This is a genomic window from Micromonospora sp. NPDC048999 (assembly GCF_040649295.1).
Lineage (GTDB): Bacteria > Actinomycetota > Actinomycetes > Mycobacteriales > Micromonosporaceae > Micromonospora.
This window is the reverse complement of the sequence record NZ_JBEZFI010000024.1, coordinates 1-20,991: the sequence shown is the minus strand read 5'-3', so window position 1 is coordinate 20,991 and position 20,991 is coordinate 1. Positions and strand designations below refer to the sequence as shown.

The following is a 20,991-nucleotide window of genomic DNA, read 5'->3' as shown; positions in this document are numbered from 1 at the left end:
CACGCTAACCTCCGGCCCCGCGGGTCAGACGCGGCTGGTGTCCCGGCGGAACAGCCGGGCCGCGCCGAGGCCGAACATCGCCGTCCAGGCGGACACGTTGCCCACCGCTGCCCAGTCCAGGCCGTCGCCGGTCAGCGGGGCCCGGGCGAGCTGGCCGACCCCGTACACCGGGGTGAACTTGGCGATCTCCTGGAAGGCGTGCGGCAGCATCTCCAGCGGCACGAAGAGCCCGCCGAACATGGCCAGGATGGCCAGGATCGGGCCCATGAACTGCATGACGTTCTCGGCCGGGGCGAGGTAGCCGACGAAGAGCCCGAAGGCGGCGAAGACCAGCGACCCGATCCAGGCGGCCAGGCCGGCGAACAGCCACACGTCGGCCGGCAGGCGTACGCCGGCGGCGGCGCCGACCGCGAACTCGACCAGCACGCCGGCCAGCCCGAGCACCATCGCGGTGGCCACCTTCGTCGCCACGTACGCGGCCGGGCGCAGCGGGGTAAGCCGCAGCTGTCGGCTCCAGCCCAGCGCCCGCTCGGTGGCGACCGCCGCCCCCGCGCTGGTAGTGGCGACCATGGCCGCGTACACGGCGAGGCTGATCATGATCCAGCCGGTGACCGGGCGGCCGTTGGGCAGCTCCTGGCCGCGCTGCGGCAGCCCGAACAGCAGGAAGAACACCGCCGGCATGATCAGCGTGAACATCAGGGTACGGCGGTTGCGCAGCACACGGCGGATCTCGATGCCGAGCACTGCCGTGGAGAACCCGCCGAGGGCGGGCGGACGACGGTCGACGGGACGGTTCGGCGACGTGGTGGTGGACGAGGCGGCGACGGTCATCTCAAGCTCCGATGGGCTGCGCGGGGTCGGCGGTCAGGCTGTCGGCGGTCAGGCTGTCGGTGGTGAGGGCGAGGAAGGCGTCCTCGAGGTTGCGGGAGGTGATCTCGACGTCGCGGGCGGCGGTGCGGGTGAGCAGGTGGCGGGCGACCGAGTCCGAGTCATCGGTCCGCACCAGCACCGCGTCACCGCGTACCTCGACCGCTCGGACGCCGGGAAGCGCGGCGAGGGCGGCCTGGTCGGCGCCCGGCAGGGTGGCCCGGACGATCCGGCCGGCGGCCAGGTTCTTGATCTCGGCGGTGGTGCCGTCGGCGATGATCCGGCCCTGCCGCACCAGCACGATCCGGTCCGCGTACGCGTCGGCCTCGTCCAGGTAGTGGGTGGCGAAGATGACGGTCCGGCCGGCCCGGGCGTCAGCCCGGATCGCCTGCCAGAAGTCCCGCCGCCCCTCGACGTCCATGCCGGTGGTGGGCTCGTCGAGCACCATCAGGTCCGGGTCCGGCAGCAGGGCCAGGGCGAAGCGCAGCCGCTGCTGCTGGCCGCCGGAGCACTTGCCCACCGGGCGGTCGGCGAGATCGGCGATCCCGGCCCGCTCCAGCACCTCGGCGACGGGCCGGGTGTGCGCGTGGAAGTGCGCGGTCATCCGTACCGTCTCGGCGACGGTGAGATCCTTGAGCAGGCCGCCGGTCTGCATCACGGCGGCGACCCGGCCGAGCCGGACGGCGTCGGTCGGCGGGCCGCCGAAGAGCCGGACGGTGCCGGCGTCCGGGCGGGCCAGGCCGAGCATCATGTCGACGGTGGTGGTCTTGCCGGCACCGTTGGGGCCGAGAAACGCCACCACCTCGCCCGGCTGGACGCGGAGGCTGAGCCCGTCGACGGCGGTCACGGGGCCGAAGGTCTTGGTGAGTGCGGCCAGCTCGACGGCCGGTGGCATGTCGGTCATGACAACGATGCTCCAGGGAACGCCCCTGCCGTCCCCGGAGCATGCGTCATCTTCCACCCGTGACATTTGTCAGGGCCATGGGGACGTCGCCGGGAACATCCGATCGGGGAGTGACGGCGGCCGGGCCGGGTAACCGCCGGGGTCCGCACACCGCGACACCGGGAGGTCACCATGGCGGCGCCGACGGGACGAGTCGACACGATCGTGCTGATCCACGGGCTCTGGCTGACCCCGCGCAGCTGGGAGCGCTGGGCCGACCGCTACCGGGCGCGGGGCTTCCAGGTGCTGACGCCGGCCTGGCCCGGCATGGAGGCCGAGGTCGAGGAGCTACGGGCGGATCCCGCCCCGATCGCCGGGCAGCGCATAGCCGAAATCACCGACCATTACGCCCGGATCACCCGCGACCTGCCCCGCCCGCCGATCATCATGGGGCACTCGTTCGGCGGCCTGATCGCCCAACTCCTGGTCGCCAGGAAGCTGAGCGCCGCCGCCGTGGCCGTTCATCCCATACCGGTCGACGGGGTGCAGGAGTTCCCGATAAGCACTCTGCGGTCGGTCTTCCCCGTCCTGGACAGCCCGACCCACCTGCACCAGGCGGTGCCGATGAGCCCGGACGACTTCCACTTCGTCTTCGGCAACACGATGAGCCGGCAGGACTCCGACGCGGCCTGGGAGCGGTACGCCGTCCCCGCCGCTGGGCACGTCCTCTTCGAGGCCGTCTTCGCCAACCTCGAACCGGGCGGAGTCACGAAGATCGACAGTCACGAGTCAGAGCGGGCACCGCTGCTGCTGCTCGCCGGGGACGCCGACAACGTCGTGCCACCCCGGGTGGTACGCCTCAACGCCGACATCTACCGGCCGTCCCGGGCACTCACCGGGTATCAGGAGTTCCCCGGGCGGTCGCACTTCGCGATCGGCGGTCCAGGCTGGGAGGAGGAGGCCGACTTCGCCCTGGAGTGGGCGGTGGAGGCGTCCAACGAGTTCTCCCGAACCGTGGTGAGCCAGGCCCCCGGCCGCCGCTGACCCACCACCTCCGCTACCGAGACCACCGGTTGCCGCACACCCGAGTCGATCACGGGCCAGCTGCCGATGTCGTTCGCCCAAACCTACGTCGGTGAACACAGCGATTACAGCCTGGCAACGGATTCCGTTCACCTCTGGGATTCACGGTGTCCACAGTTTGCCCTCCGCGGGCTGGCACCTGCACACATCCCCTGTTTCAGAGGAGAACGATGAAACGCCTCGCCCGGCCGCTGGCGGTTCTCGCCGCCGCGCTCGTGATATCCAGTTCGGGAACCGCATCCGCCGCCGCCGTGTCCGGCACCACGCAGCCCTCCGCCACGTCGTACGGCACCAAGCTTCCGTACACCCCGCAGCAGAACTCGGCGACCTACCAGGCGCCCCCATCCGGGTTCAAGCCGGTCTTCACCGAGCACGTCGCGCGGCACGGTTCGCGCGGACTGTCGAGCAAGAAGTACGACGACCTCGCCTTGCAGGTATGGAAGAAGGCCAAGAGCGAAAACTCGTTGACCGATCTGGGCACCGAGTTCGGGCCCGCGGTCCAGGCCCTCATGACGGCCAACGAAAAGCTCGGGTACGGCAACCTTACGACCCGTGGAGTGCAAGAGCACCGGGACCTGGCGGCGCGGGTTTATCGCCGGCTGCCGGCCCTCTTCAACGACATCCCGAAGAAGTCCAACCCGATTGTGATCGTCACGTCCGGCGTGGACCGTGCGGTCGACAGCGGCCGGAACTTCGGCGAGGGGCTGGCGGCGGCCGACCCGGCCGTCGCTTCGCTGATCCAAGCTCCCCAGGCCGACCCGGACCTGTTGTATTTTCACAAGTCCTCCGCCAACGCCGCCTACCAGAACTACCTCAACAATGATCCCCGGTTGAAGAACGTGCTGCGGCAGATCCAGGAGCAGCCGCGCAGCCGTACCGTGGCCCGCGACCTGCTGGAGGGGCTCTTCACCCCCGCTTTCGTCGACCGGTTGGCCGCCGGCGAGTTCGACTTCGTCGACAGTGAGAGCAAGAAGACGCACGTCAGGAACGAGGTCGACGCCGCGCTGGTGATCTACAACCTCTACCTCATCACACCCGGCATGCGGGACGAGGGCGACTGGAGGTTCGAACGTTTCGTACCTGTCGAGGATGCGGAGTGGCTCGGCTACCTGGCGGACGCCGAGGACTTCTACGGGAAGGGTCCGGGCTTCGCCGGGGACGACATCTCATTCCGGATGGCCACCGTGCTGCTCGATGATTTCTTCGCCAAGCTCGAAGCGGCGAAGGGTGTCGGAATCCACAATCGCGGCGCGGTGTTCCGCTTCACGCACGCCGAGGAGATCATCCCGCTGGCGGCGCTGATGGGGCTGCCCGGCAGCACGCAACAGATGCCGGAAGGGACGCTCTACACCTACGAGAACAACCCCTGGCGAGGTGCTCTAGTGAGCCCCATGGGGGCGAACATCCAGTGGGACATGTTCCAGCGCGGGAACCAGTACATCGTGCGGATGCTCTACAACGAGAAGGAGACCGACTTCAAGGCTGCCTGCAAGCCGATCAGCGCCGGAAGCTACTTCTACGACCTCACCGAGCTGGAGCGCTGCTTCGGCCGGCGCACCGCCGGCTGACCCTGGCCGCCGACCTCCCCGATGTGACGGGCCCTTGCCGGCAAGGGCCCGTCACAGGGCCTGTCCAGACCCGGTGTCCGCCACGGTGGCGGACCGGCTGTCGCTACTGCTTGCCGGTCAGCCCACCGAGCGCGGCGGCATCGGCGAAGTCGGCGTAGGCGGCGTTGAGCAGTTGCATGGCCTTGTCGGTGAGCTCGGGCGACTTGTCCGCCCCGGCCTCCTGAAGCACGGTGAGACCTTCGTTCAGATGATGAGCGAGGTCGACCAGTGGCTGATTCTCGGCCGGGACCGTCTCGCCCCGTTCCGGGTCGTAGTAGCCGGCGGCGCTGTACTTCATGGTGACCTTGCCCGCGCTGGTGGCCGCCGTGCGGAAGTAGGTCAGGGCGACGTCCTGATAGCGGCGGGCTTCCTCGGGGTTGTCGGCGGCGTGTGCGTAGCCGAGGTTCTGCATGCCGGCGATGACGTTGGTGTGCAGAAGTTTTTCCAGCTCTATGTTGATCATTTCGTTCGGGAACTTGAGCAGCGGCCCGGCGCACGGGATGCAGATCACGATGGGGCCGAAGCCGAGATCCACCAGGTCCCACCACCAAGGTTTCTTCGACGCCACGACCGCGAAGGGCACCTTGAAGTGGAACGACGGCCCGACGAAGAGCAGGCGGTTCGGTGCCCCCCTGGTGTCGGTCACCACGTCTTGGGTGGAGTTCTTGACAATCTCATTGGCGACCTGGGCCGGCGTCCATTGCGGATGCTCGGCCAGCACCATCGCGGCGGCGCCGGCGACATGGGGCGCGGCCATCGACGTGCCGCTCATCGTCGCCGTCGCCTTGTCGTCCTTGTGGCCAGCGGAGACGATGTTCCCGCCGGGCGCGAAGAGGTCCACGCACCCGCCGAAGTTGGAGGTGCTGCGCCGGGCATCGTTGCTGTTGGTCGCCGCGACGGTGATCGCCGTGCCGACCCGTGCCGGCGAGTAGCCGCAGGCATCCTTGGCGTCGTTGCCCGCCGCGACCGTGTAGGTGACGCCGGCCTTGATCGACTCGGTCACCGCCTTGTCCAGAAGCGAGTTGGCAAGGCCGCCGAGGCTCATGTTCGCCACCGCCGGGCTTTTGTGGTTCTTGGTGACCCAGTCCACGCCCGCGATGACGGTGCTGGTCGTGCCGTCGCCGTTGCAGTCGAGCACCCGGACCGCGTAGAGGTCCACCTCCTTGGCCACCCCGTAGGCGGTGCCGCCGATGGTGCCGGCCACGTGCGTACCGTGTCCGTCGCAGTCGTCCGCGTCGCCGCCCGGCGTCATCGCGTCGTACCCCGGATGCGCCCGCCCGTCAAAGTCCAGGTGGCTCTGGCGGATGCCGCTGTCGATGACGTAGACGTTCACGCCTTCACCCGTGTTGGGGTAGGCGTAGCGTTTGTCCAGCGGCAGCTCGCGCTGGTCGATACGATCCAGCCCCCACGACGGCGGGTTGGGCTGGACCCCCCGCGCCGACAGGGTCTGGTTCTGCTGCACCAAGGCGACCGACGGGTCGCCGGCCAGCCGGCGGGCCGACGACTCGGGTAGGGAAACCTCGAAGCCGTGCAGCGCCGTGTCGTAGACGAAGCCCATCTTGCCGCCATAGGCGCGGGCCAGGTCCCGCGCTCTGCCGGCGACCTGCGCCCGGCCAACCGTGTCGTCCTTCAGCACGACGATGTAGCTGTCCTTCACGGCCGTGGGGTCGCCCGCGTAGAGGATCTTTCCCTCGACGGGAGCGGCCACGGCGGGGCCCGCACCGACGGCGGTGAGGGCGGTGACAAGCAGGCCTGCCACAGCCAACCGGTGGCGGCTCGTTGACGCCATCTGCTCTCCTTTCGCGCAACGGTGTCACCGGCCACCACTCCTGCTCGGGCACCGCAACGCCTCGCGCCCAGCCGGCACTTTCTTTAACGGATAAGCCGATGAACGTGGAAAACTTGCGGCAGAGCCTATAGAGATCCGTCGATTATTTCAATGACGGGAACTTGACTACCGAGCCGGACGGCGCCACGGGCGGTCCGGCTCGGAGACCCCGGGTCAACCGCCCTGGCATGGGTTCGTAATCGGCGGGTATGACGGGGGCATGAGGGCGAGCTTCCGCCTTGGCCGGATCGCAGGCGTACCGGTCGGGGTCAACTGGAGCGTCGTGGTCATCTTCGCGCTGATCGCTTGGGCGCTGGCGGCCAGTCTGTTCCCACACTCCTACCCCGGCTATTCGACCTTCGCGTACGTACTGGCCGGACTGGCCGCGTCGGTGGTGTTCTTCGGCGGCCTGCTTGCCCACGAGTTGGCCCACTCCGTCGTGGCCAAGCGCAACGGGATCGAAGTCGAGGACATCACGCTCTGGCTCTTCGGCGGCGTATCCAAGCTGAAGGGTGAGGCGAAGGATCCGGGCGCCGAACTGCGGATCGCCGGGGTCGGGCCGTTGGTGAGCCTGCTCATCGGGATCTTCTTCGGCGTGATCGCGGCGCTCGTCGGCCTCACCGGCGGGCGCGGCCTGCTGCTCGGCGTGCTGTCCTGGCTGGCCGGCATCAACATCCTGCTGGCGATCTTCAACGTGCTGCCGGCCGCCCCGCTGGACGGCGGGCGGCTGTTGCGCGCGGTGGTGTGGAGGGCCACCGGCGACCGCACGAAGGCGTCGGTGGTGGCCGCGCGCGCCGGCTGGGGGCTCGGCATCCTGCTGATCGCCGTCGGGCTCTGGCAGTTCCTGAGGGGCGCCGGGATCGGCGGGCTCTGGCTGGCGCTGATCGGCTGGTTCCTGATCGGGGCCGCCAGCGCGGAGGAGCGCCAGGCCCGGATGGGCAGCGCGCTGCAGGGGGTGCGCGTCGGCGACGTGATGACCCCGCAACCGCAGACCGTCTCCGGAGAGCTGACCGTCGCCGACTTCGTGGACCACTACCTGTTCGCCTACCGGCACACGGCGCTGCCGCTGGCCGAGGACGGGCGGCCGGTCGGCCTGGTCACCCTTGACCGGGTACGCGGTATCCCGGCCGACCAGCGCGCCACCACCACCCTGGCCTCGGTCGCCTGCCGCGCCGACGACCTGGTGCTCGCCCGCCCGGAGGAGCAGCTCACCGACCTGCTGCCCCGGCTCAGCCAGTGCGCCGACGGCCGGGCGTTGGTGGTGAGCGACCAGGGACTGGTCGGGATTGTCTCGCCCAGCGACATCAGCCGGGCGGTGCAGCACGGCAACATGCGTGACCAGATGGCCCCCGGGCACCGCTAGTCGCGCGGGAAGTAGCGGTCCAGTTCGTCGGTGCGGAATTTCCCGGCCGGGTCGAAATCGCTCAGCAAGGCTCGGAAGTCGGCATACCGGGGATACGTGGCGGCCGGGTCGCGGACGAACAGCTTGCCCCAGTGCGGGCGCGGGGTGAACGGCGTCAGCCGCTCCTCCACCTCGGCCAGCACGGGGGCCACGGCTGCCGCGTCGCCGATCCAGGTGAAGTGGATCGCCAGGCTGTCCCGATCGTAGTTCGGGCTGAGCCACAGCCCGTCCGCGGCGACCGTACGCAGCTCGCAGACCTGCAGCACCGCGGCGATCCGCTCGGCGGCCGGGTCGAGCGCGGCGAGGGCGTCGGCGGCCGAGGCGCGGGGCAGGTGCCACTCGGACTGAAGCTCGTCGCCGCTGCTCGGGGTGAAGCCGAGCCGGAAGTGCGGCAGCCGCTCGTGCCACGGCCCGGGCGCGCCGAGTTGGGCCGTGCAGTGCTCCGCCGGCATGCCGGGCACCGGGTGGCAGGGGGCCTCGGCGGCGACGGTGTCCAGCCAGTCCGCCGGGGGTGGCGGCGCGTCGGCCCGCTGTTTGAGCCACACCTGGTCCAGCCGGGACGAGCGCCAGCGGGTGAAAACGCTGACGCTGTATGCCGCCTCGCAGGCGGCATCGAGCGCCTCGCGGGGCAGGCCCAGCCGGACGTACTGCCGGATGTGGAAGGTGGGCACCACGTCGAGGGTGACCCGGGTGACCACCCCCAGCGCACCGAGGTTGACCACCATCCCGGCGAACCGTGGATCGGTGCGGTCCACGGTGAGCAGGTCACCGTCGGCGGTGATCAGTTCCATGGCGGCCACCGCGGTGGCCAGGTTGCCGTGCGCCACACCCGACCCGTGGGTGGCGGTGGCCACCGCGCCCGCCACCGAGATGTGCGGCAGCGAGGCGAGGTTGGCCAACGCGTACCCCTCGGCGTGCAGGCGGGTGGCGATGTCGCCGTAACGCAGGCCGGCGGCGACGGTGACCGTGCGGCGGTCCCGGTCCAGCGCGACGGTGGGCGGCAGCCCGGCCACCGAGACCAGTGCTCCGGTGGTGTCGCCGAGCCGGTTGAACGAGTGTCCGGTGCCCACCGCCCGGATTCGGTCGGCGGTGGCCACCAGCTTGCGCAGCTCGTCGATGCTGGACGGCTCGTGCCGCGCCCGGGCGGCGTACCGGACGTTGCCCGCCCAGTTACGGCCGGCCCCGGTCACACGGTCGCCTTCGGCTTCCTCGCGGGTGAACGCCCCGCGGCTGCGGTGCAGGTCCATGTCGTACCCCCGATCCGACGCCGTGCCGGGTGCATCATCCGTCACCTGTCAAGGCACGTCCGGCCGCTGCCTCCGCCCCGGGCACTGCTTGCTCGGCTCCCTACAGAGCTGAAGGCGTAACCGATTCAGTTGAGGTCAGAGCTGCCGCATGACCTCGGCGGCGACCAGCTCCAGGTGGTCCAGGTCGGACAGGTCGAGCACCTGGAGATAGGCCCGGCTGCTGCCGACCGTGGCGTACCGGCCGAGCTTGTCGACGATCTCGGCGGGCGTCCCGGCGAGGCCGTTCTCGCGCAGCTCGGCGGGCTCCCGCCCGATCGCCGCCGCACGCCGCGCCACCTCGGCCTCGTCCCGCCCGCAACAGAGCACCAGGGCGTTGGACCAGACCACGCCGGACGGATCCCGGTCGATTTCGGCGCAGGCGTCCTTCACCCGCTGGAACTGGGCCGACGAGTCCTCGACCGAGGCGAACGGCAGGTTGAACTCGTCGGCGTACCGGGCAGCGAGCCGGGGTGTCCGCTTCGGCCCCATTCCGCCGATCAGGATCGGCGGGCGCGGCTGCTGCACCGGCTTGGGCAGCGCGGGCGAGTCGCTGACCGGGTAGTACTTGCCGGGGAAGTCGAAGGTCGCGCCGGCCGGGGTCTCCCAGAGGCCGGTGATGACGGCGAGCTGCTCCTCCAGCCGGTCGAAGCGCTCTGCCAGCGGCGGGAACGGGATGCCGTACGCGGTGTGCTCCTCGGCGAACCAGCCGGTACCGATGCCCAGCTCGACCCGGCCGCCGCTCATCTGGTCGACCTGCGCCACGGTGATCGCGAGCGGGCCGGGGAGCCGGAAGGTGGCCGCGGTCATCAGGGTGCCGAGCCGAATCCGGGCGGTGTCCCGGGCCAGGCCCGCCAGGGTGGTCCAGGCGTCGGTGGGGCCGGGCTCGCCGGTCACCGAGCCCATCTTCAGGTAGTGGTCGGAACGGAAGAACGCGCCGAAGCCCGTCTCCTCCGCGCAGCGTGCCACCGCGAGCAGTTGGTCGTAGCTGGCGCCCTGCTGGGGTTCGGTGAAGATCCGCAGTTCCATGCCCCGAGCATATTGAGCCGCGTGGCAAGAAGATCCAACCTCTTGGCATTCCGATCTAACCTGAGGCGTGACCTCAACGGCCGTCTCCATCCGTGGGCTTCGGGTGACCTTCGGTGCCCGGCCCGTGCTCCAGGACGTCGACCTGACCGTGGCCGTCGGCGCCGCGCTCTGTCTCACCGGCGAAAACGGCACCGGCAAGACCACCCTGCTCCGCTGCGTCACCGGGCTCGTCGAGCCGGACGCGGGGACAGTGCGGGTGTTCGGGCAGCGGCCCGACGAGTCTGCGACGTTCTGGCGGCGAGTCGCCACCACGGTCGAGCAGCCGAGCTGGTACGCGGGACTGACCGTCCGCGAGCATGTCGAGCTGATCCGGCTGGCCAGCGGCGCCGACCCGGGCGACGGCCGGATCGACCGTCTTTTCACCGCGTTGGGGCTGCATCCGCTCGCGGACAGCGCCCCGGACACCCTCTCCTCCGGCCAGCGCCAGCGGCTGCTGCTCGCCGTCGTCCTCTCCCGGCCGAGTGAGCTGCTGGTCCTTGACGAGCCCGAGCAGCGGCTCGACGCCGGTATCCGCCAGGTCGTCGCCGGGCAGTTGCGCGACTACCTGGACGCCGGAGGCAGCATCCTGATGGCGAGCCACGACCCGTCCCTGGTCGCCGCCGTGGGATGTCCCGTCCTTTCACTCGACACCGCGTCGACGCCGACCACCAGCGGTGCGGCGTGACCGTCCGGCCGAGCAGCGGCTCTGGTGCGGACGTGCTGCTCACGTCGGCCGTCGAACTGCGGCGGTGGATCCGCCGCCGCCAGGCGGCCGCCCGTGGAACCATCTCAATGGGGACGGTGTACGTGGCGGTGCTCGCCATCGCCATGGCGATCGCGCTGCTCGGGCCGGGATTGGGGCGTACCCTCTGGCCCGCCGCACCGGTCGTCGACCCGAACCCGCTGACGATCGCCGCCCTGGTCGGGGTCGGCGGCGCGGGCCTGTCGGCGGCGCTGCGCCGGCTGGGTCCGCTGGTCATCGGGCGTTCAAACGCCAGTTGGCTGCTCACCGCACCCGTACGCCGGCGTGGGCTGCTGCTCCCGGCACTGGTCCGCACGGTGCTCGCCGCCGCCGCCGTCGGGATCGCCGCCGCCGTGGTCTGCGTCGGTCGACTCGCCACGCGCCCGGTCGACGGGGCGACGCTGCTCGGCTGGGCGGCGCTCGGCGCCGCTGCGGGCGTGCTGATCGCGCTGGCCACCGTGCGGGGCCAGCGCGACCCGGGATGGGCCCGTCGCTGGGACCGTCTCGTCACCGTGCTGCTGCTCGGATCCGGCGCGGCGGCTCTGGTCGCCCCCGTGGTGCCGGCGCGGCCGATCGCCGCGCCCGCCGCCCCGGTCCTGTGGACCGCCGCGCTGGCGGCGATCGCCGCCGCGGTCCTGGGCACCGCCGTCGCGGTACGCCAGCTCGACGACTTCTCCGGGAGGCGGTTGCGGGAGTCCTCGAATCTCGTCGGCTCCTACCTGGACGCTGCCTACGCCGTCGAGCCCTCCTACCTGTCCGACCTCCGGGAGCGCCGCTCGTGGCGGGGCCGCACTCTCCGGTCCGCGCCGGTGCGCCGGCTGCCCGGGCTTCCCGTCGAGGCGAGCCACGATCTGCTGGTGCTGCGGCGCAAGCGGCGCCGCCTCGGCTGGCTCGCCGCTGCCGCGCTGCTGCCGGCGATGCTGACGGGCAGCCCCGGCTGGGTGCTCGTCCCGGTCCTGCTGGCCGGCGGCTTGATCAGCGCCGACACCACGCTCGACGCGGTACGCCGCGACTCGGCCCAACCGGCCCTGGTTCGGCTGCTGGGCCGCACCGGCCGCCAGGTCGTCGCCGCCCGGTTCCTCGCGCCGGCGATCCTGGCCGCCGCCTGGTCGGGGCTGGCGTTGACCGCCCTGGCCCTGCGGTCCGACCTGCCACCCGGCCCGTGGTGGGCCCTGGGGTTGGCAGTCGGGCCCGCCGTCGCGGTCGCCGCGCTGAGGCGGGCCCGGGCGCGGGCGATCGACAACAGCCTGCCCCTGGTCGACACTCCGATGGGCACCTTCGCGCCGGGGCCACTGATGTGGCTGTTCACCGGCCTGGAGGGGCTGGTCGTCCTCACCCTGCCGACGGTCCTCGCGTTGCTCGAGAGCACCGGGTCGACCGAGCTCGGGTGGGGCCGGGTGCTGACCCAGGCCGGGCTCTCGGCTCTGGGCGTCGCGGCGTACCTGACGCTGGCCGCCGACCGGAACCGCGCGGCGATCTGACCCCACCTCGTCGACCGGTCACCGCATGAGGTGCCGTCGGGACGCCGGCGGCGACTCCGGCAGGGTGATCGCGGTGGCGGCCTCGCGGATCGGCTCGGTCACCCGGCGGATCATCCGCTCCCGGCCGGGCAGGCGCGGCATGAGCCGCAGCATCAGCGTCTGGAATCGGATCTGCGCGGCCGAACCGAGCACCATGCCCTTGAGGTTGCGGTCGGCGAGCCGCTGGTTGGCCGCCACGAACGGGCGCATCCGCCGCTCGTACGCGGCGAACCCGGCGGCCGGATCGCCGCCCGCCTCGGCCAGCGACGTGGCCAGCACGTACGCCCCGACCAGGCTCAGGCTGGTGCCCTGCCCGGAGGCGGGTGAGGCCCCGTACCCGGCGTCGCCGAGCAGCGCGATCCGCCCGGTCGACCAGCGGTCCATCCGTACCTGGCTCATCGCGTCGAAGTAGAAGTCCGGCGCGTCCGCCATTGCGGCCAGCAGCTCCGGCACCCGCCAGCCGGACCCGGCGAACGCCCGGGCCAGCGCCGCCCGCTGCCCCGCGACGTCCCGGTGGTCGGGCTCCTCGGCTGGCGACGGAAAGAGGAAGAGCGCCCGGGCGTCCGGTGCGCCGGCGGTCCGGTAGACACCGACGCTCCGGCCGGGGGCGGGGTGCATCAGCTCGACGCGCTCCTCGCCGTACTCGGCCGGCACGGTGAAGATCGCGATGTGGTGCCCGAGCGGGCGCAGGTACGCCGAGCCGGGCCCGAAGGCCAGCCGCCGGACCGTCGAGTGCAACCCGTCGGCGCCGATCACCAGGTCGAAGCGGCGGTTCGGCCCCCGCTCGAAGGCGACCTCGACCCCGTCGGCGCTCGGCTCCAGCGCGACGATCGAGTCGTCGAAGCGGTACTCCACGTCGGTCGTGGCGTCGATCAGGATGCGGGCCAGGTCGCCGCGCATGATCTCAACGTCGTCCCCCTCCCGGCCGCCGAAGAGCGCGGCGTCCATGGTGGCCAGCTGCGCCCCGTCGGCGTTGACGAAGCGGGCCAGCCGCATTCCGGTGTCGTGGCTGCTGACCTGCTCGCGCAGGCCCATCCGGTCCACCACGGTCAGGGCCGCGCCCCGGATGTCCACCTTGTAGCCCCCGTCGCGGGGGGCCGGGGCCCGCTCGACGACGGTCGGACGGAAGCCGTGGCGGCGCAGCCACCAGGCGAGGGCAGGGCCGGCGACGCCGGCGCCGGAGATCAGCACATCGGTCATGCCAGCGACTGTACGAGCGTGTTATACATTTGTGCAAGACGTTTGTGCGAGAAATCGGCTAGGCTGTTCGCATGGGAAATCGGGACGACCTGCTCGCCGGAGCCAAGCGCTGCCTGATGGAGAAGGGCTACGCCGGCACCAAGGCCCGCGACGTCGCCGCCGCCGCCGGCACCAGCCTGGCCGCCATCGGCTACCACTTCCGCACGACGAAGGCGCTGCTCAACGAGGCCCTCATCGAGGCGATGGCGGAGTGGGGCGAGGAGCTGGGCCGCGCCCTCGCGGAAGACGCCGGCCCGGAGGCCACGCCGCAGGAGCGGTTCGAGGCGGCCTGGGAACGGATCATCGAATCCTTCGCCCGGCTGCGGCCGCTCTGGGCCATCCAGTTCGAGCTGATCTCGCAGATGGACCGCGCGCCCGAGCTACGGGAGGCGTTCGCCACCGCCAACCGGCAGGCCCGACTCGGCCTGGCCGAGGTCTTCCACCGGCTCGACCCGACCGTCGACGAGCCGGCCGCGCTCACCCTCGGCGCCTTTCACCAGGCACTGCTCGCCGGCCTGGCGACCCAGTGGCTGGTCGACCCGCAGGCGGCCCTGTCGGCCAAGGACCTGACCCGGGCGCTGCGGACCATCACCGACGAGTTCCGCGCCGACGCGGGCTGACCGAACCCGACGCGTCAGCCGAGCTGCGGGGCGACCTCACTGGCGAACAGCCGCATCGGAGCCAGGTCGGTCGGCTCGTGGAAGTAGAGGATGACGTACTCGATGCCGGCCTCGACCAGCAGGCCGAAGACCTCGACCAGTTCGGCGGGGGTGCCCACGGCGCTGCCCACGGCCACCTCCGCCCGGTCGCGCCCACGCAGGCGAGCAGTCACCTCACCGTCCGTCGCACCGGTGACGACCGAGAGGGAGGCGGTCTTCAGAATCGCGTCGTAGTCGCGGCCGACGTCGGCACAGTGCCCGGCCAGCACGTCCAGCTTGTGCCGGTAGAAGGCCGGGTCGGTGTGGTCGGTCAGATTGCAGGCGTCCGCGTACCGGGCCACCGTCCGCAGCGTGCGCTTCTCGCCGCTGCCGCCGACCAGCAGCGGTACGTGTGGCCGCTGCACCCCGGTCGGCACGTTCTGCGCCGCCCGCACCGAGTGGTACCGGCCCTCGACCGTGGCGACCGGCTCCCGCAGCATCGCCGTCACCACCGCCGCCGCCTCGTCCAGCCGGGTCAGCCGCTCCCCCGTCGACGGGTACGGCTGCTCGTAGCCGTACGCGTCGTACTCACGCTGGTCCCAGCCGGCGCCGAGGCCGAGGAACGCCCGCCCGCCGCTCGCCACGTCCAGGGTGGCGGCCATCTTCGCCAGCAGCGCCGGGTTGCGGAAGCTGTTGCAGGTGACGATCTGGCCGAGCCGGACCCGGCGGGTCTCCCGGGCGATCGCGGCCAGGCTGGTCCAGCACTCGAAGGTGGTGTCCGGCTCGCCGGAGACGGCCAGCAGGTGGTCGTAGAGCCACACCGAGTCGTAGCCCAGCTCGTCGGCCTCCCGGGCCACCCCGACCATCGCCTCGAACTGCTCCACCGGATCGGCCAGGTGGGTGAGGTCCGACCGCCAGCCCTGCGGCAGCACCACGCCCCACCGGATCCCGCTCATCTCCCCGCACCCTCCCATCGCCGCAGGTCATCGTAGGTGAGCCGGTTCTTCGGGATGCGCTCGGACCAGGCGCCGCGCCAAGGCCTCCACGCCTGCGCGCCCGGATGACGGTCAAGACGGCCGTCATCCGACCACCTGACCGGCGGCTCAGGCCTTTCGGAGAGCGCAGGGACCGGGCAGGATGGGCCGGCATGAGAGCACTGCGTCGTACCCTGGCCGCGATCGTCGCGACGACGTTCGCGCTGGTGGCCACAACCGCCCCCGCAGCCGCCATCACCGGCGGCGAACCCGACGGCAACCGGCACCCCAACGTGGGCCTGATCATGTTCTACGACGAGACCGGCCGCTACCGGTGCTCGGCCACGCTCGTCTCGCCGACCATCATCCTCACGGCCGCGCACTGCACCCAGGGAACCCTCGGCAAGACCCTGGTCACCTTCGACTCGTTCATCGCCGAGGCGCCCCCGAGCCCGTTCCCGGTGGCCGCGAACCCCAGCGTCGGCTACACGCCGCAGGAACTCGCCGCGGCGGGTTACCTGTCCGGCACGGCGTTCACCCACCCGCAGTACTCGGACTTCACCGACCTGAAGAACTGGAACGACGCCGGGGTGATCGTGCTGGACAAGCCGGTGACCGGCATCGCTCCCGCCACCGTGGCACCGACCAATTACCTCGACCAGTTCGCGCAGCCGAAACTCAACAAGACCCTCTTCGACCTGGTCGGATACGGCACCGAGGTCCGCAAGCCGGAGTCGGGCCCGCAGAAGCCCCAGCCGATGAGCTACCCGCTGCTGCGCCGTTACACGACCTCCCCGGGGCAGAAGCTCACCCCGCAGGTCCTGCAGCTGAACGGCAACCCGAACGACGTCCACGGCGGTGGCGGCACCTGCTTCGGTGACTCGGGCGGCCCGACCTTCCTCAACGGATACCTGGTCGCGGTCACCAGCTACGGCAACAACGACAACTGCCGGTACATCGGCGGCTACCAGCGCGTCGACATCCCGGTGGTCCAGAACTGGCTCGCCACCATCCGGTAACAGCGCACCGACCCACGCCACGTCGGCGGGTGCCTCCCACCGGAGGCACCCGCCGACGTCCCTGCGCGGCCCTGCGGACTGGCAACCCGGCCGGCTTGGCGGGCTGCGGGCCGTTGGCGGCCGGTCAGGTCGGTGAGGGTTGGAGGGCGTCGGCGACCGGGCGGCGGGCGGCGGCCAGGGCAGGGATGGCGGCGAGTGCGGCGACGGCGAACAGGACCGCGAGGGCCATGGCGAGCATCCAGGAGGCGGGTGCGTACTGGGGGTCGCCCGCAGTGGCGACCAGATACAGCCCGATGCCGGCCGGGACCCCGAGGGCGACGCCGGGTATCGCGGGAAGTAGCTGCGCCACCGCCATGCCCACGGTTACCTGTGCCGGGGTGGCGCCGAGTGTGCGGGCGACGGCCAGGGGGTGGCGGGCGTCGAGGACCGCGGTCCAGGTGCTCACGACGGCGTTGATGAGCGCGAGAACGCACAGCACGACGATGACGAGGAACATGGCCTGGAGAGTTCGCGTGCTCTGGGGGTTGGCCAGCTCCGATTCGCCGAGCTTGACCTGCCGGTTCTGCATCAGGCCCATGAGCAGGGCGGCGAGCGCGGTCGTGGTGATCAGGGTGTTCACCACGACGAGGCCGGCGCGGCGGGGGCGGCGGGCGTTGATGCGTACCCCGATCAGCAGGGCGGTGGGCATTCGGCGGGACAGCCAGACGCGCCACCCTCGACGTCGGGGTGGCGTGGCGGCGTCGGCCAACGCGTGGACGGTGTCGGTGCTGGCGGCGCGTAGCACGGGTGCCAGCGTCGCCGCGCCGGCGATGGCGAGGGCGAGGACGGTGGTGGCGAGCACGGCGCGTAGCGCGGGCGGGTGAACGCCGACGGAGCCGAGAAGTCCGGCGCCCGGTCGGGTCAGCCAGGGCGCGGCGAGCCAGCCGGCGGCCAGGCCGGCGCCGGCGGCGGCGAGCCCGATGACGAGGTATTCGGCGAGGTGGACGGCGGCGATCATGGCTGGTCCGGCGCCGACGGCCTTGAGTAGTCCCACCCGGCGGCGCTGGTCGACGACGCGACCGGCGACGATGTTGGCGACGCTGGCCACCGCGAGGGCGGTGAGCAGCCAACTGCCGATGAGCAGGGCCTCGTGTGCGAATTCGACCAGCCTGCCGTCCTGGTAGGCGATCTCCTGCCAGCTGGTGTATTCGATCCCGCCCGTGTTCATGTGGCGGAAGGATGTACCGGCGTGCGGGTCGGCGTATCGCAAGTTCAGCGTGTACGACAGCGGCCGCGCGCCGGCCAGCGCGCCGAGCTGGCTACGGTCGACCCACACCAGGCCGGCGTACTGGACCAGAGGGCTGCCCGGACCATAGCGCCAGTCGGCGCGCGGGTAAACGGCCCTGGCGGCGGTGACCGCGGTCCCGACCACCCGCAGCGGCTGGCCGTTGATGTCGACGGTGTCGCCGGTGCGTACGCCGAGGGCGCTGGCGAAGGTGGGTTCGATGACCACGCCGCCGGGGCGTACCCAGGTGCCGGTGGTCACCGCGGGCCGGTCGAGCGCCGCCGGGGAGTTGTCCCTGCCCTGGACGACCGCGGGCACGGTCTTGCCGTGGGCGGTCAGCGTCAGATAGGCCATCGGGTACGGCCCGCTGTACGCGGTGACACCGGGCGCGGTGGCCAGCGGCGCGAGGGCGGCCAGAGCCTCCGGGCCCGTCGCTCCCGGCATCGCCACCACGTCCGGGCCCGCAGTGGCGGCCCGGGTCCGCTCGTACGGTTGGGCGAGAGCATTGTTCAGGGCGAGGCCGAGGGTCAGCGTCGCGGTCGCGGCGCTGATCGCGAGCAGCAGCAGTACGGTCTCGGTGCGGCGCCGGCGCAGGTCCCGCACCATCAGCCGACACACGAGTAGCAGACGCCCGGCCACCTCAGCTCCACCCGCCGTAGACCGTGCCGGTGCCCGTACTGGCGGCGAATTGGCTGTCGTCGGCGAACGCCCCGTCGCGCATGGCGATCACCCGGTCGGCGACCGCGGCGATGCGGGCGTCGTGGGTGACCACCACCAGGGTCTGCCCCGCCGTACGCATCTCCTCGAACAGCCGTAGCACGTCCAGGGTGGCGGCGCTGTCCAGGTTGCCGGTGGGTTCGTCGGCCAACACGACCAGCGGCTCGTTGCTCAACGCACGGGCGATGGCGACCCGCTGCCGCTGCCCGCCGGACAACGCCGACGGCAGGTGCGTGGCGCGGTCGGCGAGCCCGACCCGGTCCAGCAGATGCAGGGCACGCTGCCGGGCCCGGCGGGGAGACTGCCCGGCCAGCAACGCGGCCAGCTCGACATTCTCCACGGCGGTCAACTCGTCCATGAGGTGGAACGACTGGAAGACGAAGCCGATGTGATGCCGCCGCAGCCGGGCCAAGGCGCGCTCGCTCATCGCGTCGATTCGGTGCTCGCCCAGCCAGATCTCGCCGTCGGTCGGGCGTTGCAGCCCGCCGAGCAGGTGCAACAGGGTCGACTTCCCGCAGCCACTGGGACCCATGATCGCCAGCGTCTGCCCCGCCGGCACCTCCAGGTCGATCTCGTCGACCGCGCGCACCAGGGCGCCGCCCCGGCCGTACCGCCTACTCACCCCGCGTGCCCGTAACAGCGCCGATCCGGTCATGCTGCCACCGGTGGCCTCCCGGCGCTCGCTTTGCTCGCTCACGGGTTCGCCTTGCCTCCGGTCCGGTCGCGTTCGGTCCACATGCGTTCGCACGCCTCCAGCCACTCCAGGTCGGCCCGCAGCCGCAGCACGACCCCTTCCAACAGCAACCCGACGACCGGATCCACCGACCGTTCCAGCGCGGCCCGCTGGGCATCCCGCAGCCGGCGCAGCACCTCACGCCGCTGTGCGTCAACCAGAGCCACCGGATCGGCCAGCCGGGCGGCAGCGGCGGCCACCAGCTTGAGGTGAAACTCGGTGAGGTCCGGCCTCGGCCAGCTCACCTCGGCCAGCCAGGCGGCGACCCGCTGCTGCCCGGCCGGGTTCAACGCGTAGACCCGGCGGTCGGGCCGGTCCGGCAAACCCTCGGCGCGCTGCGAGGTCACCAGGCCCGCCTTGGCCAGCCGGGCCAGCGTCACGTAGATCTGCCCGGCGTTCATCGCCTCGCCGAGCGGGCCGAGCGCGCCACGCACCCGGCTACGCAGCTCGTACCCGTACGCCGGTTCCTTCGCCAGCATGGCCAGCACCACGTCCTGCACCCAGCACACCCTCCGTAGATCGACAATAGATAACCGCTATCCATAGCGATGTCAAACGAAGGAGGGGGTTGCACGGGCCGCCGCCCTCGGCCCGGATCGTGACTCGCCGATGGCCGGTTGACTGCACCAGTGGCCATACGACCGGCGGCGTGCGGTCATGGAACGCCCTAGGCTGACGCCATGCCGGCGGAGCGCGAAGCGATTGAACTGGACGAGTACGACCACCAGCCGGCGGAGTCGGGCGGCGCCACCCCTGACCGCCTCATGGCCAGACGGAAGATGAACGTACGACTCGTCGCTGCCTTCGTGGTCGGCGTTGTACTCGGCGGTGTCGGTATCAGCGAGCTGCGAGACGCGCGGGACGAGCGGAAGCGGAATGCATCGGTCTTACTCGTGGTCTTTGCCGCATCCGGTGACGGGGGCTCGGACGTCCACCGGCCGGCCCCTGGCGAGCCGGTCACGGGGGTCGTTCAGATGAACGGGCAACTGAGAGTACTCAACGCTGGCCCTGCGCCGATTACGGTTCGTGCGGCTGTCGGTGAACGACCCGGCATCCAGGTCCGTGACACCGGCCAGTCTCGACTGCTATCCCCCAGCGGCACCGGCAGGATCGATGTCACGCTGCGCATCGAGTGCTCCAACGCGTTTGGGAGCGAGCCGTTGCCGATACGCGCGTTTGGGAGCGAGCCGCTGTCGATACGGTTCTCGGTCGAGACCGCCGACCGACAGGTCAGAGAGGTCAGCTACCCCGTCGACGTGATGGGAAGCGCCTGGCACCAGGGGGCCGAGCTGCCATGCAGGTACCTCAGTGACGTGGCGAAGCGTGGCGGCTAGGACCGAAGCGGATCTCCTCGTCGGTTCGTCCGAATCATGCCGGTGGGGAGGAAGGGCTGGGGGACTCACTCTGCGGGCGTACCGGCATCGGCGTGATAAGTCTGCAGCTCTCCATGAACAAATTCTCGCCCTCTTCCCACAAGGCGCGTTCTTCGTCGTGGTTCTCGAAGTGGGGCGCGCGGTAGCCTCTGCTGTAGACCGCTACATACTCGGATTCACAATGGTCCGCGTCGCCGCCGTCTCCATGGCTCTCCAGCTTGGCCCCATACTCGGCCCCACGCTGAGCCATCTCGCGCAGGTACTCCATCTGCTCGTCATGCGGTGCTGCGCAAACAACAACTTCCGCCGGCGGCTCTTCGACCGGGCTGCGGCGTCAGTCGGTCTCGCTGGTCTCACCCCGCATGAGCTGCGGCGAGCCTGGCGGTGGCCGAGGGCGCCAACGAAGGCGGTTCAGCGGGTGCTCGGGCACGCCTCGGCGGCGATGACCCTGGACGTCTATGCGGACCTGTTCGAGGACGACCTCGACCAGGTGGCGAATCGCCTGGACCGGGCGGCGGCTCGTGCTGCTGCGGATTCAGTGCGGACCGAGGGGACAGATCCGGCGTTTGACGCGGTTCGTCCGGGTCGTCGCCACCCTGGCTGACCAGGGGTTTTACGAGGTGGGGCGGGCGGGACTCGAACCCGCGACCGAGGGATTATGAGTTCGTCAGAATGCACTGCACCCCGCTGCATGGCCTGCAATTTCGTACGCGTGTGCAGTGCCGTGCAACGGGGTGCAGTACACCCTCTA

Annotated in this window: 19 protein-coding genes; 9 read left to right on the top strand and 10 right to left on the bottom strand. The window is 71.1% G+C overall.

Annotated features, from left to right (window positions below; genetic code table 11):
• Positions 1-24 precede the first annotated feature (24 nt).
• Both AB0C02_RS22215 and AB0C02_RS22210 read right to left on the bottom strand, forming a co-directional pair.
• Positions 25-831 carry an ABC transporter permease gene (locus AB0C02_RS22215; protein ID WP_357550598.1) on the bottom strand — a complete coding sequence of 269 codons (807 nt, stop codon included), beginning with the start codon at positions 829-831 and terminating at the stop codon, positions 25-27.
• Position 832: 1 nt separating this feature from the next.
• On the bottom strand, positions 833-1,771 hold the full coding sequence (locus tag AB0C02_RS22210; protein ID WP_357550597.1) for an ABC transporter ATP-binding protein: 939 nt from the start codon (positions 1,769-1,771) through the stop codon (positions 833-835).
• Between the two features lie 171 nt (positions 1,772-1,942).
• Between AB0C02_RS22210 and AB0C02_RS22205 the strand changes: the two genes are divergently transcribed.
• Positions 1,943-2,794, top strand: coding sequence for an alpha/beta fold hydrolase (locus AB0C02_RS22205; protein WP_357550596.1), 852 nt, complete (start codon positions 1,943-1,945; stop codon positions 2,792-2,794).
• A gap of 209 nt (positions 2,795-3,003) precedes the next feature.
• Positions 3,004-4,401: a histidine-type phosphatase gene (locus AB0C02_RS22200; protein ID WP_357550595.1), complete on the top strand. Its 1,398-nt coding sequence runs from the start codon at positions 3,004-3,006 to the stop codon at positions 4,399-4,401.
• Between the two features lie 103 nt (positions 4,402-4,504).
• Here AB0C02_RS22200 and AB0C02_RS22195 read toward each other — a convergent pair whose 3' ends face one another.
• Positions 4,505-6,229, bottom strand: coding sequence for a S8 family peptidase (locus tag AB0C02_RS22195; RefSeq protein ID WP_357550594.1), 1,725 nt, complete (start codon positions 6,227-6,229; stop codon positions 4,505-4,507).
• A 259-nt stretch (positions 6,230-6,488) separates the two neighbouring features.
• Here AB0C02_RS22195 and AB0C02_RS22190 point away from each other — a divergent pair, with 259 nt between their 5' ends.
• Positions 6,489-7,631, top strand: a complete 1,143-nt coding sequence (locus tag AB0C02_RS22190) for a site-2 protease family protein (RefSeq protein ID WP_357550593.1) — start codon at positions 6,489-6,491, stop codon at positions 7,629-7,631.
• Here AB0C02_RS22190 and AB0C02_RS22185 read toward each other — a convergent pair.
• Together AB0C02_RS22185 and AB0C02_RS22180 are read right to left on the bottom strand one after the other, a co-directional pair.
• The gene (locus AB0C02_RS22185; protein WP_357550592.1) at positions 7,628-8,962 is read right to left on the bottom strand and encodes an FAD-binding protein; all 1,335 of its coding nucleotides are present in this window, start codon (positions 8,960-8,962) and stop codon (positions 7,628-7,630) included. The genes AB0C02_RS22190 and AB0C02_RS22185 overlap by 4 nt on opposite strands.
• A gap of 90 nt (positions 8,963-9,052) precedes the next feature.
• Positions 9,053-9,982 carry an LLM class F420-dependent oxidoreductase gene (locus tag AB0C02_RS22180; protein WP_357550591.1) on the bottom strand — a complete coding sequence of 310 codons (930 nt, stop codon included), beginning with the start codon at positions 9,980-9,982 and terminating at the stop codon, positions 9,053-9,055.
• A gap of 67 nt (positions 9,983-10,049) precedes the next feature.
• On the opposite strand from AB0C02_RS22180, the gene AB0C02_RS22175 reads away from it, so the two are divergent.
• Entirely contained in the window at positions 10,050-10,706 is a 657-nt protein-coding gene (locus AB0C02_RS22175; protein ID WP_357550590.1) for an ABC transporter ATP-binding protein, read from the top strand.
• A complete protein-coding gene (locus AB0C02_RS22170; RefSeq protein WP_357550589.1) occupies positions 10,703-12,244 on the top strand; it encodes a DUF6297 family protein in 1,542 nt (513 codons plus the stop codon). The genes AB0C02_RS22175 and AB0C02_RS22170 overlap by 4 nt, the downstream gene beginning before the upstream one ends.
• Before the next feature lie 18 nt (positions 12,245-12,262).
• Here the strand turns inward: AB0C02_RS22170 and AB0C02_RS22165 are convergent, their stop codons facing one another.
• On the bottom strand, positions 12,263-13,483 hold the full coding sequence (locus AB0C02_RS22165) for an FAD-dependent monooxygenase (protein ID WP_357550588.1): 1,221 nt from the start codon (positions 13,481-13,483) through the stop codon (positions 12,263-12,265).
• 71 nt (positions 13,484-13,554) lie between these two features.
• Between AB0C02_RS22165 and AB0C02_RS22160 the strand changes: the two genes are divergently transcribed.
• Positions 13,555-14,142, top strand: a complete 588-nt coding sequence (locus AB0C02_RS22160) for a TetR/AcrR family transcriptional regulator (RefSeq protein ID WP_357550587.1) — start codon at positions 13,555-13,557, stop codon at positions 14,140-14,142.
• Between the two features lie 14 nt (positions 14,143-14,156).
• Here the strand turns inward: AB0C02_RS22160 and AB0C02_RS22155 are convergent, their stop codons facing one another.
• Complete coding sequence (locus AB0C02_RS22155; protein ID WP_357550586.1) at positions 14,157-15,116, bottom strand: TIGR03560 family F420-dependent LLM class oxidoreductase; 960 nt, start codon at positions 15,114-15,116, stop codon at positions 14,157-14,159.
• 191 nt (positions 15,117-15,307) lie between these two features.
• Here AB0C02_RS22155 and AB0C02_RS22150 point away from each other — a divergent pair, with 191 nt between their 5' ends.
• On the top strand, positions 15,308-16,153 hold the full coding sequence (locus AB0C02_RS22150) for a trypsin-like serine protease (RefSeq protein WP_357550585.1): 846 nt from the start codon (positions 15,308-15,310) through the stop codon (positions 16,151-16,153).
• A gap of 124 nt (positions 16,154-16,277) precedes the next feature.
• Here the strand turns inward: AB0C02_RS22150 and AB0C02_RS22145 are convergent, their stop codons facing one another.
• The 3 genes from AB0C02_RS22145 to AB0C02_RS22135 are packed head-to-tail and all read right to left on the bottom strand — an operon-like array spanning position 16,278 to position 19,367.
• A complete protein-coding gene (locus tag AB0C02_RS22145; RefSeq protein ID WP_357550584.1) occupies positions 16,278-18,056 on the bottom strand; it encodes an FtsX-like permease family protein in 1,779 nt (592 codons plus the stop codon).
• Between the two features lies 1 nt (position 18,057).
• On the bottom strand, positions 18,058-18,831 hold the full coding sequence (locus AB0C02_RS22140; protein WP_357550583.1) for an ABC transporter ATP-binding protein: 774 nt from the start codon (positions 18,829-18,831) through the stop codon (positions 18,058-18,060).
• Positions 18,828-19,367, bottom strand: a complete 540-nt coding sequence (locus AB0C02_RS22135; protein WP_357550582.1) for a PadR family transcriptional regulator — start codon at positions 19,365-19,367, stop codon at positions 18,828-18,830. Before AB0C02_RS22135 ends, AB0C02_RS22140 begins: the two co-directional genes overlap by 4 nt.
• A gap of 180 nt (positions 19,368-19,547) precedes the next feature.
• Here AB0C02_RS22135 and AB0C02_RS22130 point away from each other — a divergent pair, with 180 nt between their 5' ends.
• Together AB0C02_RS22130 and AB0C02_RS22125 are read left to right on the top strand one after the other, a co-directional pair.
• Positions 19,548-20,201: a hypothetical protein gene (locus AB0C02_RS22130; RefSeq protein WP_357550581.1), complete on the top strand. Its 654-nt coding sequence runs from the start codon at positions 19,548-19,550 to the stop codon at positions 20,199-20,201.
• Positions 20,202-20,421: 220 nt separating this feature from the next.
• A complete protein-coding gene (locus tag AB0C02_RS22125) occupies positions 20,422-20,844 on the top strand; it encodes a hypothetical protein (protein ID WP_357550580.1) in 423 nt (140 codons plus the stop codon).
• Positions 20,845-20,991 lie beyond the last annotated feature (147 nt).

Bases quoted from the DNA above. Each gene is read 5' to 3' on its own strand.
- AB0C02_RS22215 (WP_357550598.1), bottom strand. From the start codon at position 831: ATGACCGTCGCCGCCTCGTCCACCACCACGTCGCCGAACCGTCCCGTC.
- AB0C02_RS22210 (WP_357550597.1), bottom strand. From the start codon at position 1,771: ATGACCGACATGCCACCGGCCGTCGAGCTGGCCGCACTCACCAAGACC.
- AB0C02_RS22205 (WP_357550596.1), top strand. From the start codon at position 1,943: ATGGCGGCGCCGACGGGACGAGTCGACACGATCGTGCTGATCCACGGG.
- AB0C02_RS22200 (WP_357550595.1), top strand. From the start codon at position 3,004: ATGAAACGCCTCGCCCGGCCGCTGGCGGTTCTCGCCGCCGCGCTCGTG.
- AB0C02_RS22195 (WP_357550594.1), bottom strand. From the start codon at position 6,229: ATGGCGTCAACGAGCCGCCACCGGTTGGCTGTGGCAGGCCTGCTTGTC.
- AB0C02_RS22190 (WP_357550593.1), top strand. From the start codon at position 6,489: ATGAGGGCGAGCTTCCGCCTTGGCCGGATCGCAGGCGTACCGGTCGGG.
- AB0C02_RS22180 (WP_357550591.1), bottom strand. From the start codon at position 9,982: ATGGAACTGCGGATCTTCACCGAACCCCAGCAGGGCGCCAGCTACGAC.
- AB0C02_RS22165 (WP_357550588.1), bottom strand. From the start codon at position 13,483: ATGACCGATGTGCTGATCTCCGGCGCCGGCGTCGCCGGCCCTGCCCTC.
- AB0C02_RS22160 (WP_357550587.1), top strand. From the start codon at position 13,555: ATGGGAAATCGGGACGACCTGCTCGCCGGAGCCAAGCGCTGCCTGATG.
- AB0C02_RS22155 (WP_357550586.1), bottom strand. From the start codon at position 15,116: ATGAGCGGGATCCGGTGGGGCGTGGTGCTGCCGCAGGGCTGGCGGTCG.
- AB0C02_RS22150 (WP_357550585.1), top strand. From the start codon at position 15,308: ATGAGAGCACTGCGTCGTACCCTGGCCGCGATCGTCGCGACGACGTTC.
- AB0C02_RS22130 (WP_357550581.1), top strand. From the start codon at position 19,548: ATGCCGGCGGAGCGCGAAGCGATTGAACTGGACGAGTACGACCACCAG.
- AB0C02_RS22125 (WP_357550580.1), top strand. From the start codon at position 20,422: ATGGTCCGCGTCGCCGCCGTCTCCATGGCTCTCCAGCTTGGCCCCATA.